Raw genomic sequence first — 15,734 nt, 5'->3', positions numbered from 1 at the left:
GCCTTCTTAACATTCGAAAAAAACACATATCGGTAACCGCGAGCTACATCCTGAAACCCAGATGCTCAACTATGGCTATGATCCGTCATTGTCAGAAGGCGCGGTCAAACCGCCGGTGTTTCTCACCTCCACGTTCGTATTTAACAGCGCAGAAGAGGGGCGGGACTTCTTTGACTATGTTTCCGGCCGCCGTGAACCGCCTGCCGGCGAGGGCAACGGGCTGGTCTACTCGCGCTTTAACCATCCGAACAGCGAGATAGTTGAAGACCGCCTGGCAATTTATGAACGCACCGACAGCGCTGCGTTGTTCTCTTCCGGCATGTCAGCGATCTCCACCACGCTGCTGGCTTTCGTCAAACCGGGCGATACCATCCTGCATTCACAGCCGCTGTATGGCGGCACAGAGACGCTGCTGAGTAAAACCTTCCGTAATCTGGGCGTTTCGACGCTTGGCTTTGCGGATGGTGTGAACGAAGCCGTGGTGCAAGCCGCCGCTGAAGAAGCGATGAAGCTGGGACGGGTATCGGTGATCCTGATTGAATCCCCGGCAAACCCGACCAACAGCCTGGTGGATATTGCGCTGATTAAGCGTGTAGCCGACCATATTGAGCGCCAGCAGCAGCATCGCCCGGTGATCGCCTGCGATAACACCCTGCTCGGCCCGGTGTTTTCACGACCGACGGAACACGGTGCCGATATTTCTCTCTACTCACTGACCAAATACGTAGGCGGCCACTCCGACCTGATTGCCGGAGCCGCCATGGGCAGCAAGGCGTTAATTCGCCAGGTAAAAGCCCTGCGCAGTGCCATTGGCACCCAACTGGACCCACACTCCAGCTGGATGATTGGCCGCTCGCTGGAGACGCTGGCGCTGCGTATGGAACGCGCCAACGATAACGCCACGGCGGTTGCTGAGTTCCTGCGCAGCCATCAGCAGGTGGAGCACGTCCATTATTTGCCGTTCCTGGACCCGGCCTCCCCAGAGGGCAAGGTGTATACCACTCAGTGCAGCGGCGCAGGCTCGACCTTCTCCTTTGATATTCGCGGCGGCGAGGCAGCAGCGTTCCGTTTCCTCAACAGTCTGCAACTGTTTAAGCTGGCGGTGAGCCTGGGCGGCACCGAATCCCTCGCCAGCCACCCGGCCAGCACCACCCACTCCGGCGTACCGCTTGATGTGCGCAACCGTTTTGGTATCACCTCATCCACCATTCGTCTGTCGATTGGTATTGAGAATAAAGATGATTTGATTGAAGACGTCAGGTTATCGCTGGGCTAAACGTGTTATCCGCAGCGCAGAGAAGCTCTCGTTTGTAGAGCGCGAGATATAACGTTTTGCGCTGCGCCAGCCCAATGTTGGGGCGGACCCTTTTTCCGGTCCGCCTTTTCTAAGCTGCCTGTACGGCAGTGAACCCGTTAGCTTACAACGCTAACCTGTTAACTTAATTACCTTTTATCACTTTTTATCATGCCAGACCCTTTTTGATCGCCATATCCCTATACTGATATAAATCAGTTAGATAAAAACACATCTAAAAAAAGGGTCTGTCACACCGTGGTGATTACGCCACGGTAAAGCCCAGCATCATGCCGGTATCTTCATGCTCCAGCAGATGGCAGTGCGCCATATAAGCATTGGCGGCATCGGCCTGATGGTTAAAGCGCACCAGCACCTCGCTGCGCCAGCCCTCAACACGAACGGTGTCTTTCCAGCCGCTGCGATGTGCGACAGGGGGTTTGCCATTTTCCGACAGGATACGGAACTGGGTGCCGTGAATATGGAACGGATGCAGCATCTCATCGCCTTCACCTGAAATGGTCCACTTCTCATACACGCCCTTCGCGACCTCAAACGAGGGTTTATCCATATTAAAGGCCACGCCGTTGATCTGATTACCGTTATGGAAATCATAGCCTTTCACCGGTTTTGCATGATCCATTCCGGCCATGTTGCCGTGATCCATTCCAGCCATATCAGATTTCGCCGGGCTTGCCGGTTTATCGCTGTCGTGCCCGTCCATCGCCATACCCGCCATTGACGCATGTCCGTATTTTTCCATCAGCGCCATCATGCCGCGACGGTCGAGTTCCGGATCCATCATTAATTGCATCCAGCGAGTTTTAAGCCCGTCAGTCGCAGGAACAGCGGGCATATCCACCAGCTTGTCCGGTAGCGTTCCGCTGGCCAACACCCGCAATGGGTTGATCGACAACACCGGCAACGGCTGATCAAAGGGCTTCAGTGTCATGCCCATCTGACGCACCGGCAGCGTTTGCAGATCGAAAGGTTTACCGTCAGAGGTATCTACCAGCACTTCATAACGTTCACCCGGCAGCATCGGCAGCTCGCTGACCTGCACGGGCTCAGCCAGCAGGCCGCCATCACTGGCAATCACATACATCGGGCGCTGATCGCTGGTGGTCAGATTGAGCGAACGGGCATTACAGCCATTTAGCAGACGCAGGCGCAGCCAGCCTCGCGGTACGCCGGTCTGCGGGTAGATAGCCCCATTCGTCAGCATCGTGTCGCCAAACCAGCCCACCGCCGCACTCATAATATCCAACTGGTAATCGATCTGGCTGCCGTCAGCACTCAGTCGCTTATCCTGTAAAATCACGGGAATGTCATCAACGCCCCACTGTTTGGGCAGCAGCAGCTTGCCGCTTTCCGGGTCGTTGATCAGCACCAGCCCAGCCAGTCCTTGCGCGACCTGGTAACCGGTACGGCCATGTTGATGCGGATGGAACCAGCAGGTCGCAGCCGGTTGATCGGGCGTGAATGTCACCCGGCGGCTGCTGTTCGGCGCGATCCGCGCCTGTGGCCCACCGTCGACGTTGCCCGGCAGTTCCAGACCGTGCCAGTGCACCGTCGTCGTTTCGGGCAGACGATTATGCACGGTGATGTTGACCTCTTTGCCACGATCCAGTTGGATCGCCGGGCCAAGCAGGCTGCCATTATAGCCCCAGCTTGGCACGTTTTTACCGCGCCACAGGCTGTTACCGGTCTGGGCAATCAGGGTGATTTCACTGCGCGCATCGGCCGTCAGTAACGTGGGTATCGGCAACAGCGGGCGCTGTTCAGCCGCCATTAATGAACGGCTCCACAGTGGCAAGGCACTGGCTGCGCCGATAGCGGCGCTTAATTTGATAAAATCACGACGTTGCATCATCCATTCCTTATTCAGTCCTTGTGTAAGATGTCTGTGTCAGATATCGATAGCGACTGACAGCATAAACCCTGCCCCAGCGGGAAGGTCAAGCCTGCTAAAAGAATGCAGATAAGCCCTTCAGGACTTTTCTGTCTTAAAAGTGGCTGGCACCCGGCCTGAACTGTGCTAACGTCAAGCTATTGCACACGTATGAGATAAACCATGAAGAAAAGCATCAAGGCTCTGTTGCTGTTAGGGCTGTTTGGCTTCTCCTCCACCAGTTTCGCCCTCAGCGAATCGGAAGCAGAAGATTTGGCAGATTTAACCGCCGTATTTGTTTATTTGAAAAACGATTGTGGTTATCAGGATCTCCCCGACGGGCAAATTCGCCGTGCATTGGTGTTTTTCGCACAGCAAAATCGTTGGGATTTAACCAATTACAACAGCTTTAATATGAAAGCATTAGGTGAAGACAGCTATCGCGATCTCAGTGGTATTGCCGTACCGAACGATACTAAGTGTAAATCTCTGGCGCGTGACTCTTTGAGCCTGCTGGCCTACGTGAAGTAATCGTTCTCTCGCCCTCCTGCTGCTGATTTGACCGTGCAACTGCGGTCATTAATCGCTATGATACTGGCCCATTTTTCGCGGCTGTTATATTCGCCCTGATTCAGCCTGCACCTGCGCAGGCCACGTTTGCTCCCCCGTCACACAGTGTTCACACGGGTGCCGCCGGGCTGCAACGTGCATGACGGAGAGTATATGAGGATGAAAACCCCCACCATGACCGATAAAGAAATGTGGTATGAAACGCTTCATGCCGGATTCGGGCAGTATTTTTCTGTCGACAACGTACTGTATCGCGAGCAGACCGAACACCAGGATCTGATTATCTTCCAGAATGCGGCGTTAGGCCGGGTGATGGCGCTGGACGGTGTGGTACAAACCACCGAACGCGATGAGTTTATCTATCACGAGATGATGACCCACGTTCCGCTGCTGGCCCACGGCGCAGCAAAGCGAGTGCTGATCATCGGCGGCGGTGACGGTGCCATGCTGCGTGAAGTCTCCCAGCATAAAAACATCGAACAGATTACGATGGTTGAAATCGATGCTGGCGTGGTGACCTTCTGCAAAGAACACCTGCCGAACCACAGCCAGGGCGCCTATGACGACCCGCGCTTTACCCTGGTGATTGACGATGGCGTGAATTTCGTTACACAGACCAGCGAAAAATTCGATGTAATTATCTCTGACTGCACCGACCCGATTGGGCCGGGAGAAAGCCTGTTCACATCCGATTTTTATGAAGGCTGCCACCGCTGCCTGAACCCAAATGGCATCTTCGTGGCACAAAACGGCGTCTGTTTCCTGCAGCAGGATGAAGCGGTGAACAGCCATCGCAAACTCAGCCACTATTTCGCTGATGTCAGCTTCTACCAGGCCGCGATCCCGACCTACTACGGCGGCATTATGACCTTCGCCTGGGCCAGTGATAATCCGGCGCTGCGCCAGCTCGATGCTGCGACGATTGCCTCACGCTTTGCACAAGCAGGCCTGAACTGCCGTTACTACAATCCGGCGATCCACACTGGCAGCTTTGCCCTGCCGCAATATCTGTTAAATGCGCTGGCCGACTAACCAGGTATTTCAAGGGGGTGAACTAAATTGCAAAAGCTTAAACTACATGGCTTCAACAACCTGACGAAAAGCCTGAGTTTTTGTATCTACGATATCTGTTACGCAAACACCGATGCGGAGCGTGACGGATATATTGCATACATTGATGAGCAGTATAATGCTAACCGCCTGACCGAGATCCTGAGCGAGACCTGCTCAATTATCGGTGCCAACGTGCTGAATATCGCGCGTCAGGATTATGAACCCCAGGGGGCCAGCGTTACGATTCTGGTCAGTGAAGAGCCGATCGATCCGCGCGACATCGACACCTCCGAACATCCTGGCCCGCTGCCCAACTCCGTTGTGGCGCACCTCGACAAAAGTCATATCTGCGTACATACCTACCCGGAAAGCCACCCTGAAGGCGGTCTGTGTACCTTCCGTGCAGATATTGAAGTCTCGACCTGTGGTGTCATTTCACCACTGAAAGCGTTGAACTATTTAATTCATCAGCTGGAATCCGATATTGTCACCATCGATTATCGCGTACGTGGATTTACCCGCGATGTGAACGGGGTGAAACACTTTATCGATCACGAGATTAACTCTATTCAGAATTTCATGTCGGATGATATGAAATCGATGTACGACATGATGGATGTGAATGTGTATCAGGAAAATATCTTCCACACCAAAATGCTGTTGAAAGAGTTCGATCTGAAACACTATCTGTTCAATACCGAACCCGCCGATCTGAGTCCACAGGAACATAAACGCATTACGGATTTACTGTGGAAAGAGATGCGTGAGATTTATTACGGCCGCAATATTCCGTCGTTGGGATTAAAAACGCAGTAACTGGTTGGGTGTATTGATATCCGCAAAAAGGCGACCTTCGGGTCGCTTTTTATCAAAAAAAGCTTTTAATGATAAACAAATTCATACTCAACGATATAAGAACCAATATGATTCACTTTTGCCGTCACCCATACACGATCCATCCCTTGCCTACGTTTATAGCTTAGCTCTTTTTTATTAGTACAAAGTTGTAACCATCTGTTGGTGTGAGGATCTTTAATCCAGAGTCCTGCTTCGCAATGACCAGATTTTCCTCTCGATGGACCAGGAAAAACCACCTCATACTCTGACTCATAACGGATTAAATTATCAGGGAAGCAATAAATATAGACATCGAAAATATTCAACACGCAGATAAAGCCAAAACAGAAACCACCAAAGAACATCTCCAGAACATACTTCGGTGTTTTATTGACTGGGCGTCTGTAAACCGTTCTCCCCGCAAAAAAAAGCCCAATAACTGCTCCAGTGGTGATATACACCATCCATTCAGGAACAAACTCCATCAAAACAGTTCGATGTGATAGGATGGAAGCCCATATCATGTACCAGAACCAAAGACCCATTACCAAAAACATGGCCAAAACTGTCATGTTCACTTTTGAAAAAATACTTTTTTTAGAATAAAAAAATGGGTTCATCCCTATCCCAACTCATTCCCTTAAAAGGGATAATTAATTCAGAACCATCAAATATTACACAGCTTTTTCTGGCTATTCAAAAAAAATTGCCATCGGGTAAAGTTAAACATAGTGAAAAAAGGTTTATCAGGTGCGCATGACTACACAGTGATGATATTCAAAGTTGGGATTAATCCCAACTTTGAAGACGGAAGGCTTAAGGTTTTCAATCGTGGAGGTGAGTTCAGAGCCTTGTGGTTACAGCGCCAGCCTCAGCGTAAAGTCCTGCTCACTCAGCTCACTCTGAGATTCATCGGTTAGCAGCCTGTCGGTAATAATATCCGTCAATTGCTGAAGCGGTGCCGCCTGAAACAGCGACCAGGAACCGTACTTACTGCTGTCGGCCAGCAGCACCCGGCGGCGCGCATTGGCCAGCAGGTCCTGCTTCAGTCCGGCTTTCTCTTCCGTCGGTGCCGTGATGCCCTTCTCCAGGCTCCAGGAGTTACAGCTGACAAAAGCGATATCCGGATAGATATTACGCAGCAGACGGCGTCCGTGCTCACCAATACAGGACTGACTGGAGTCGTCGATGCGCCCGCCGATAATCGTCACTTCAATCTGCTTAAACTCGGAAAGAAACAACGCGATATGCAAATCAGCCGTGATCACCCGCAGCGGCAAATGCGTCAGCTGACGTGCCAGCTCCAGCATGGTGGTGCCGGCATCCAGCACCACAGCATCACCGGATTTCACCAGGCTGGCCGCGGTATGCGCAATAACCCGTTTCTCTGCCAGATGGCGCTGCATCTTCTCAACCGTGGTGGGCTGATTGGGAATAAAGCGGTTCAGGGTTACCCCACCGTGGCTACGGCTGATCACCCCTTCCTGATCGAGTTTTATAAGGTCGCGTCGGATGGTGGCGGGTGACGCCGCAATGGCAGCCACCAGCTGTTCGACCGTGACCAGATTATGACTTTTCAGATAGTCCATAATCTGATCGAGGCGGCTTTGTCCCTTCATATGTCCTTATGCAAGCTGCATCGCTAACTGAATAGAGATCGCCATGCTGGCAGAGTTCGCTTTTCCTGTCCAGGCAATATCAAAAGCCGTGCCGTGGTCTGCCGAGGTACGGATAAACGGCAGCCCGGCGGTAATATTGACCCCATCGTAAAAGCCCAACAGCTTGAGCGGAATGTGCCCCTGATCGTGATACATCGCCACTACAATATCGTACTGGCCTTCCTGGCACTGCAGGAAAACGGTATCCGGCGGGCACGGCCCGGTCACGTTCAGCCCTTGCGCTTTCATCGCCTCTACCGATGGGCCGACGATAGTGATCTCTTCATCGCCAAACAGGCCATTTTCACCCGCATGCGGATTCACCCCGGCCACGGCAATACGCGGGTTCTCAAAACCAACGCGCCTGAGGAAGGTATCCGCCATGCCGATCACCGTCTCAACACGTTCACGCCCCAGGGTATCAAGGAACTGACGCAGCGCAATATGCGTGGTGACGTGGATCACCTTCAGCTTGTCGGTATACAGCACCATCGCGTAATTTTTGCTGTCGGTCAGCTTCGCCAGCAGTTCGGTATGCCCGGGATAAAGATGCCCGGCTGAGTGCAGCGCTTCTTTATTTAACGGGGCGGTGGCAATCGCCTGTACTTCCCCCGCCAGCGCCAGTTCCGTGGCACGTTTAACGCAGCGGTACGCCAGATCACCCGCTTCCGACTGCACGACTCCGGGCTTCAGGGCAGCCGGATCGGTCAGCGGTTCATCGATAACATTGATAATACCAGGGGCGAAGTGAGCATCGGCCACGCGATCCAGCACGCGCAGTTCTGCCTGCGGGGTAATATTCAGGCTCAGCACGCGCCGCAGGGTACTGGCACAGCCCACCACCACTGCCGGAACCCCGGACAGCTCACCGCTGGCCAGTGATTTGATAATGATTTCCGGACCGATACCCGCCGGGTCGCCCATAGTGATCGCAATAATTTTACTCACTCGATTTCTCCTCAATAAAACGAATAACGTCGACCAGGGTGTTTGCATCACCGAAGCCACCGGCTTTGGTCATCACCAGCAAGGGTTCAGTCACATTTAATAAGCGGCCCCAGGGCACACAGCCCGCAATCTGGCCTTGAATCTGGAATCCACTGGCACCCAGCCCGCGCGCCACGGCAATCGCCACGTCACCGCCGGAAAGATACAACCCGCCAGGCTGGGCTTCTGCCAGCACTTCAGCCGTGAGCTGTGCCAGTAGCTGGCAAATTTCTTCACCCAGTTGAGCACGGCTCAGCTGATGTTCTTCACACAGTGCAGCAATCGCTTCACGCTGCCCGTTATGCTGGCAGGTGCGGACCACACAGTGCTGCCCGGCGCGTAATGCATTGGTCACGGTCTGGCGCCAGGTGGGAAACGATACCCAACGCGGGCGATAAAACAGTTCGGCAATATCGATATCCACCAGCGTCACAGGATGCTGCTGCTGAATCCGGTCAATTTGCTGACGGGCGATGTCACTCATCGAGCCCACCACTGCCAGCAGCGGTGACGGGTGGCGATCCACCAGCAACGCCGTCAGAGCATCACTCAGCCCGGCAGCACCGACCAGCAGCGGACGCTGTGCCAGGCGGGACGCTGCCTGCGCAATGCGCTGTAAGTCATCATCGGTTTCTGCATCCACCACCAGCAGCGACGGTGCGCTGTCGGCGGCCTGTTGCATCAGCGCCAGCAGCTGTGGCCCGCGCACCTGCGCCAGCGTCAGGCCGCCGCAAGGCAATGTGCTCTGCTCCAATAACCGCCGGGCAATGTTCGCCGTTGTCACCGGCGTTTTCGGGTCGCTGGCAAATTCGGTCTCGGTCAGTCGCAAGCCGTGAATAAAGCACTCGCCGTCGCGGGTAATGCGCCCCAGCCGTGGAACCGCCGGAACTACCAGCGCCAGCGATGCACCGCTGGCCAGCAGAGCCGCTTCGGTTTCTGCGCCCAGATTGCCGCGCAGAGTGGAATCCATCTTCTTAAACAGCCAGCCTTCGCGGGCAACCGGCGACCAGTGCATCAGCGCACGATGCACCCGCTCTGCAGCATCCTGGGCAGAGAGCGCGCGGCTGTCCGTGCTAACCACCCAGACGTCGGCCTGCTCGTCACCACGCGGTGACTGGCTGTCAAAAAGCACATTCACCCGCGCTCCCGCTCTGGCCAGCCCGCTGCCCGCATCATTGGCCCCGGTAAAATCATCCGCAATCACCAGTACCGGCGTTTGCCATTTACGCTGCGTCATCGCCACTCCTGTACGGAACATTGAGGTGCCTGTCTGTGAAGAGAGGTTCAGGACACCACTCATTATCTGAATATGATTATATTCAATCACATTTGATTAAATGTGAGCAAGTTCAAATTAATCAGAATCAATATGCCCTATAAATTACCCATCAAAGTCGGAAAGCCCTTACAAATGACGAAATACAATCACCCGTAACTGAAAGCGGCGTGATGAGGAGAAATCAGGCATGAACATAAACAGTACCGTGATCGCGGGCTACCAGACACTCAATGACATTGGCTACCTGTTAAAAGGTAAGCAGCGTGTGTTGCTGGTCACCGATAAGAATATTGCGGCGATCCCGGCAGTGCAGACGCTGACGGAGCAGGTACGCCGTCAGGTCTCAACCTTACATACCGTCAGCAACGTGCCACCCGAGCCGAGCCAGCATGATGTAGCAGAGATCCTCGCCGGCCTGGCCTCGCGCGATGTGGATCTGGTGATTGGCGTAGGCGGTGGCAGCGTGCTGGACGTGGCAAAACTGCTGTCGGTGCTGTGCGTTGAGAATGCACCTACGCTAGAGGCCCTGCTGGCCGGAGAGAAACCTCAGAGACGCACCTCCTCGTTGCTGATCCCGACCACTGCAGGTACGGGGTCAGAAGCCACGCCAAACGCCATTCTGGCCATCCCGGAGAAAGAGACGAAAGTCGGCATTATTTCCCCAGTGATGCTGCCGGACTATGTGATTCTGGCCCCGGAACTGACCACCAGCATGCCGGCACATATTGCATCTTCAACCGGGATTGATGCGCTCTGCCACCTGATTGAGTGCTTTACCGCGACGGTTTCAAACCCGGTGAGTGACAACTACGCGCTGATCGGGATGAAGAAGCTGTTTGCCAGCCTGGAAACCACCGTGGCTGAACCCGGTAACCTGGAAGCCCGACTGAATATGCTGTGGGCGTCTTATTACGGCGGGGCGGCCATCGCCCATGCCGGGACTCATCTGGTGCACGCCATGTCCTACCCGCTGGGAGGCAAATATCACCTGCCGCACGGCGTGGCGAACGCCATTCTGCTCGCTCCCTGCATGCGCTTTGTGCGCCCGGCGGCGGTAAGCAAATTCGCCGAAGTCTACGATCTGTTGCCAGAGGCTAACCCGCAGCTCAACGCGGAGGAGAAGTCTCACGCACTGGTGGATTACTTCGCGGCCCTGGTCCAGCGACTGAAGCTGCCTGCCAGCCTCGACGAGCTGGGGATCACCTCAGAACACCTGCCTTATTTAGTGGAAGCGGCACTCGATGTGCAGCGCCTGATGAAAAATGTCCCGGCACCGGTGAGCGCAAACGACGTGCGTAACGTGTACCTGACGCTGTTTCCGGCACTGAATCACTAACAGAGAGATTATGATGAGCAAAACTATTCAGGGCGTACTGACCGCCATCGTCACACCTTTCGATCATGACGGCGCCTATGCTGAAGCAGCCATGCGCCGTCAGGTGCAGCGCCAGCTGGCGGCCGGAAACGGTATTTTCTGCGGCGGCACCAACGGTGAGTTCTTCGTATTAAACGAACAGGAAAAGCTGGCTGTGACGGCCACCTGCGTCGACGAAGTGGCCGGAAAAGCCAATGTGGTGGCCCACGTCGGCGAGATATCCACACGTGAAACCATTCGCCTCGGTAAACAGGTTGCCGCGCTGGGTGTGGATGCCGTGTCGGTGATCACTCCGTACTTTGTTCCACTCAAACAGTCAGAGCTGATCGCCCACTACACCGCCGTGGCCGATGCACTGACGGTGCCGGTGTTTCTCTACAACATCCCGGCGCGTACCGGCAATACCTTACAGCCGGAAACCGTTCGCCAGCTGGCTGCCCACCCCAACATTATCGGCATCAAAGACAGCGCAGGCAGCTATGAGAGCCTGAGCGGCTTCCTGAAAGCAGCCGAAGGTATTGATCACTTTAACGTGCTGAACGGTCCGGACTCGTTGATCCATCAAGGATTCGTGGACGGCTGCTCGGCGTGTATTTCCGGTCTGGCTAACGTTGCACCGCAAGAGATCAACGCCATCTGGTCGCACTTCCACGCGGGCGATATCGCGGCCTCACGCAAAGCCCAGGAGAACGTCACCGGACTGCGTACCGACCTGTATGCCGTGGCCTTCTCACCCGCAGCGGTGAAAAAAGCCGTGGCACTGATGGGCTTTGACGTGGGTGACAGCCGCTACGCGGTGCAGTTTAGCGCGGAAGAAGAGCAAAAAATTCGCCAGATCGTTAACCAGTATCTTCAATAATTTTCCGGCAGCGGCACTGCGATGCCGCCTGCTCTGACACCGGGGATCCCTGTCATGAAAGTGATTTGTACTTCACCGTCTTTTGCTAAATATGATGCCCAGCCTATCACCACATTGCGTGAACAGGGCTTCGAACTGATCAGCCTGCCTGCGGATGCACCGCTCAGTGCACTGGAGCCACATCTGGCCGATACCGTGGCGATGATCGTTGCCTTTACGGACGTGAATCAGGCACTACTGGCGTGCGCACCAAAACTGGCGATCGTCTGCAAGCACGGCGTGGGCGTCGACAATATCGACCTGAATGCTACCCGCGAACGCGGCATCTATGTCACCAACGTACCGGATGCCAATAAACATGCGGTGGCTGACTTTGCCTTTGCCTTGATGCTCAACAGCGCCCGGCAGCTGAATCAGGCCATCAACGACACCCGCTCCGGGCAGTGGCCACGTATTTTTGCCACCGATATGTACGGCAAAACCCTTGGCATAGTGGGGCTGGGCAATATTGGTAAGCAGGTGGCACTGCGGGCACGCGGTTTCAATATGCGCGTGCTGGCATTTGATTTCTATCCTGACCAGCAATTTGCCGCCGACCATGACATTCAATTCGTCAGCATGGACCATCTGACGCAGGAGAGTGACTTCATCACCCTGCACACGCCACTGACGGCCGAAACCCACAATCTGTTTGATGCTGTCCGCATGAAGCGTATGAAAAAATCCGCCTTCCTCGTGAACGTGTCACGCGGTGGCGTTATTAATGAAGCCGACCTCTATCAGGCGCTGGCCGATAACGTGATTGCCGGTGCGGCAGCCGATGTCTTTGAGCATGAGCCGCTGGAAGCCCACCCCCTCTTTACCCTGAATAATTTCCTGCCGACGTCGCACATTGCCGGCTATACCGACGGTGCCATTGGCGCGATGGGTGAACGCTGCGTGCAGCAAATTATTCAGTGCATTAAAGCACGCCAGAAGCCCGTCAATATTATGAATCAGCTCTGAAAATTACAACGCTGCTGTTAAATCAGTAGCCTACGATAACTTTGACCTCGGTTACTACGATGAATAATGTTGCAAGCAGCACCAGAATTCGCTGGTGGATCGCCGGGTTGATGTGGCTGGCAATTGCCATTAACTACATTGACCGCACCGTGCTGTCAGCGGCGGCTCCGCACCTGATCGATGAACTTAGCCTGAATCCGGAAATGATGGGCTTTATTATGGCGGCCTTCTTCTGGTCCTATTCGCTGTTGCAGATCCCGGCGGGTTGGTTTGCCGATCGCTACGGCCAGAAAAAAGGGCTGGGGATTGCCGTTGCCTGGTGGTCTATTGCCACCTCAATGATGGGCCTGGCCACCGGGTTTAAATCCCTGCTGGCATTACGCCTGGCGCTCGGCGTGGGTGAAGCGGCGGCGTATCCAAGCAATGCCGGGATCACCGCGCGCTGGTTCCCGGATAAAGAGCGCGCCACCGTCTCTGGCTTGTTTGACAGTGCCTCGAAATTTGGCGGTGCCGTGGCGATGCCGCTGATCGTCTGGATGATCTATATGGTCGACTGGCGCATGACCTTCCTGATCATCGGTAGCGTCGGCCTTCTGTGGGTGATCGCATGGTATCTGATTTACGCCGAAAACCCGGAAGATCATCCGAAAATCAGCAAGGCAGAAGTCAGTTTGATCCGTGATGGTCAGGCTCAGAAGCATGGCGATAAAAACGTGTTGCCGATGAAGTGGTACAAGCTACTGCGCTACCGCAATATCTGGGCGATGTGCCTGGGCTTTTTCACCATTAACTACACCTCCTATTTCTTTATCACCTGGCTACCGACCTACCTGGTGAAAGATAAAGGCATGGATTTCATCAAGATGGGGATGGTTGCCGCTCTGCCGTTGCTGTGTGGCATGGTGATCGAAGTGATCGCGGGCTGGGCATCCGATCGTATGGTCCATAAAAAAGTGCTGTCGCTGACCGCCACCCGCAAACTGTTCCTGACGATTGGCCTGCTGATGGCACTGTGCATCGGATTCGCGCCTTTCACAGATTCCGTCTTTATGACCGTGTTCCTGCTGTGCGTTGCCAAATCAGGCACCACGGTAGCGGCGTCTCAAGTTTGGGCACTGCCGGGCGATGTGGCACCAAAAAATAGTGTGTCGATGGTCGCCGGGCTACAAAACACCGTCTCCAATATGGGCGGCGCGGTCGGCCCGATTATCACCGGTGCCATCGTCGCCGCGACAGGATCCTTTACTTATGCACTGGTGTTCTCAGCCGCGTTGGTGGTGTTGGGGATCCTGAACTACCTGTTCCTGCTGGGTAAGGTCGAACCCATCATCGATGAGGATCAACCTGCTCTTTCTCAAACTTCAGCCAGTCACGGCTAAATCAGACACGAACAGCAATACAGGCACACCTTCCTGTGAGGTGTGCATCGCTCTCTTTTGCCTTTGTACCCTACTGAAGCGTCACAAGAGCCTGAAGGCCAGCGCGCTTCCTACAACTTAAGAGGTTGTTATGAAAGAATTTACCACGCAAGGTACGCTGATCATCGTCGGGATGGTGCTGGTGTACATCCTGTTTACCAGTTGGCTGACCTGGCGACTGCGCAGTAAAACCTCCGGTGAACATATGGAAGGCGCACGCGCCATGCCCGCGTTTATCGTCGGCATCCTGCTGATGTCCGAATATATCGGTGCCAAATCCACCATTGGTACCGCACAGGCGGCGTTCGAAGATGGCTTCGCGGCCTCCTGGTCGGTGATTGGTGCCGCCATTGGCTTCCCGATTTTCGGTCTGCTGCTGGTAAAACGCATCTATAACACCGGAAAAATTACTATTTCTGGTGCCATTGCCGAGAAGTACGGCAACACCACCAAATGCATTATCTCGCTGATTATGATCTACGCCCTGCTGCTGGTGAACGTGGGTAACTACGTCAGCGGTGCGGCGGCGATCTCAACCGTGCTGAAAGTGAACCTGCCGGTGGCGGCCTTTATTACCGCCATTGTCAGCACCTTCTACTTTGCCTTTGGCGGTATGAAGGGGATGGCCTGGGTCACGATGCTGCACAGTGGCCTGAAGTACATCGGTATTCTGATTATTCTAGGCGTGGCACTGAAGATGACCGGCGGGATTACGCCCATGGTTGAGAAAATGCCATCGTTCTACTGGACCTGGGATGGTCACGTTGGTGCCAGTACGATTATGGCGTGGCTGATCGGAACTATCGGTTCGATCTTCTGTACCCAGTTCGTGATCCAGGCGATCTCCTCCACCAAAAGCCCGGCCTCTGCGCGCCGTGCCACCTGGGTGGCCTTCTTCTTCTGTCTGCCGATTGGCCTGGCGATTGCGGTGATTGGCGTGGCGGCCAAATTCCTGCATCCGGACATCAACAGTCTGTATGCCCTGCCCGTGTTTTTACAGGATATGAGCCCGTGGCTGGCGGGTGTGGTCACGACATCGCTGGTGGCCTCGATCTTCGTCAGCGTCAGTACGGTAGCGCTGGCGATTGCATCGCTGATTGTGAAGGACTTCTATGTGCCGATGCGTAACCCAACGCCAGAGCGTGAGTTCAAAATGACGCGCTGGCTGTCGCTGGCCATCGGCTTTGCCCCGCTGATTTTTGTGTTGCTGGTGCCGGAAGTGTTGAAACTATCATTCTTCACCCGTGCTATCCGTCTGTCGATTTCCGTGGTGGCGATTATCGCCTTCTACCTGCCGATGTTTAAAAGTGCGCGCGGCGCAAACTGGGGGCTGATTGGTTCCTGCGTCGTGACCTCGGTCTGGTTTGTCATGGGCGATCCGTTCGGCATCAATAACATGTACATCGCCCTGATTGTTCCGGCGCTGGTGATGGTGATTGATCGCATGATCCCATCGCGGGACAGCCAGAAAAAAACCGCACACCAAATTCAAAAAAGTGGAGCCTGAT

13 protein-coding genes and 1 pseudogene are annotated in these 15,734 nt (G+C 54.5%); 9 read left to right on the top strand and 5 right to left on the bottom strand.

The annotated features are described in order from the left end of the window. Window positions 1-10: 10 nt before the first annotated feature. Window positions 11-1,276: pseudogene (locus WH277_RS25875) on the top strand (cystathionine gamma-synthase family protein); the annotation flags it as partial. 283 nt (window positions 1,277-1,559) lie between these two features. On the opposite strand, the gene cueO reads toward WH277_RS25875, so the two are convergent. Beyond that, window positions 1,560-3,164 (bottom strand): multicopper oxidase CueO, encoded by a 1,605-nt coding sequence (gene cueO / locus WH277_RS25870; RefSeq protein ID WP_339507351.1) that lies wholly within the window; start codon window positions 3,162-3,164, stop codon window positions 1,560-1,562. Between the two features lie 204 nt (window positions 3,165-3,368). On the opposite strand from cueO, the gene WH277_RS25865 reads away from it, so the two are divergent. The 3 genes from WH277_RS25865 to speD all read left to right on the top strand — a co-directional run bounded on the left by WH277_RS25865 (window position 3,369) and on the right by speD (window position 5,624). Then, window positions 3,369-3,716, top strand: coding sequence for a YacC family pilotin-like protein (locus WH277_RS25865; protein ID WP_048914955.1), 348 nt, complete (start codon window positions 3,369-3,371; stop codon window positions 3,714-3,716). Window positions 3,717-3,929: 213 nt separating this feature from the next. Next, window positions 3,930-4,787: a polyamine aminopropyltransferase gene (speE, locus tag WH277_RS25860; protein WP_159336949.1), complete on the top strand. Its 858-nt coding sequence runs from the start codon at window positions 3,930-3,932 to the stop codon at window positions 4,785-4,787. Window positions 4,788-4,814: 27 nt separating this feature from the next. After that, the gene (gene speD, locus WH277_RS25855) at window positions 4,815-5,624 is read left to right on the top strand and encodes an adenosylmethionine decarboxylase (RefSeq protein WP_133842235.1); all 810 of its coding nucleotides are present in this window, start codon (window positions 4,815-4,817) and stop codon (window positions 5,622-5,624) included. Between the two features lie 65 nt (window positions 5,625-5,689). On the opposite strand, the gene WH277_RS25850 is transcribed toward speD, so the two are convergent. From WH277_RS25850 to dtnK, 4 genes are all read right to left on the bottom strand, one after another. Continuing rightward, window positions 5,690-6,217: a hypothetical protein gene (locus WH277_RS25850; protein WP_133842709.1), complete on the bottom strand. Its 528-nt coding sequence runs from the start codon at window positions 6,215-6,217 to the stop codon at window positions 5,690-5,692. 285 nt (window positions 6,218-6,502) lie between these two features. After that, window positions 6,503-7,264: a DeoR/GlpR family DNA-binding transcription regulator gene (locus WH277_RS25845; RefSeq protein ID WP_133842236.1), complete on the bottom strand. Its 762-nt coding sequence runs from the start codon at window positions 7,262-7,264 to the stop codon at window positions 6,503-6,505. A gap of 6 nt (window positions 7,265-7,270) precedes the next feature. Next, window positions 7,271-8,251: a D-threonate 4-phosphate dehydrogenase gene (locus WH277_RS25840; RefSeq protein WP_159336909.1), complete on the bottom strand. Its 981-nt coding sequence runs from the start codon at window positions 8,249-8,251 to the stop codon at window positions 7,271-7,273. Next, on the bottom strand, window positions 8,244-9,527 hold the full coding sequence (dtnK, locus tag WH277_RS25835; RefSeq protein ID WP_133842238.1) for a D-threonate kinase: 1,284 nt from the start codon (window positions 9,525-9,527) through the stop codon (window positions 8,244-8,246). The genes WH277_RS25840 and dtnK overlap by 8 nt, the downstream gene beginning before the upstream one ends. 229 nt (window positions 9,528-9,756) lie before the next feature. Between dtnK and WH277_RS25830 the strand changes: the two genes are divergently transcribed. The 5 genes from WH277_RS25830 to WH277_RS25810 all read left to right on the top strand — a co-directional run bounded on the left by WH277_RS25830 (window position 9,757) and on the right by WH277_RS25810 (window position 15,733). Beyond that, window positions 9,757-10,905, top strand: coding sequence for an iron-containing alcohol dehydrogenase (locus tag WH277_RS25830; RefSeq protein WP_167863210.1), 1,149 nt, complete (start codon window positions 9,757-9,759; stop codon window positions 10,903-10,905). A 13-nt stretch (window positions 10,906-10,918) separates the two neighbouring features. Then, window positions 10,919-11,803 carry a dihydrodipicolinate synthase family protein gene (locus WH277_RS25825; RefSeq protein WP_159336948.1) on the top strand — a complete coding sequence of 295 codons (885 nt, stop codon included), beginning with the start codon at window positions 10,919-10,921 and terminating at the stop codon, window positions 11,801-11,803. A gap of 54 nt (window positions 11,804-11,857) precedes the next feature. Continuing rightward, complete coding sequence (locus WH277_RS25820) at window positions 11,858-12,808, top strand: phosphoglycerate dehydrogenase (protein WP_133842240.1); 951 nt, start codon at window positions 11,858-11,860, stop codon at window positions 12,806-12,808. A gap of 59 nt (window positions 12,809-12,867) precedes the next feature. Continuing rightward, window positions 12,868-14,187 carry an MFS transporter gene (locus tag WH277_RS25815; RefSeq protein ID WP_133842241.1) on the top strand — a complete coding sequence of 440 codons (1,320 nt, stop codon included), beginning with the start codon at window positions 12,868-12,870 and terminating at the stop codon, window positions 14,185-14,187. A gap of 130 nt (window positions 14,188-14,317) precedes the next feature. Further along, complete coding sequence (locus WH277_RS25810; protein ID WP_133842242.1) at window positions 14,318-15,733, top strand: sodium:solute symporter family protein; 1,416 nt, start codon at window positions 14,318-14,320, stop codon at window positions 15,731-15,733. Window position 15,734: the final 1 nt, after the last annotated feature.

This window comes from Erwinia sp. MYb416, assembly GCF_037479575.1.
GTDB lineage: Bacteria > Pseudomonadota > Gammaproteobacteria > Enterobacterales > Enterobacteriaceae > Erwinia > Erwinia rhapontici.
This window is presented reverse-complemented; position numbering and strand designations above follow the sequence as displayed.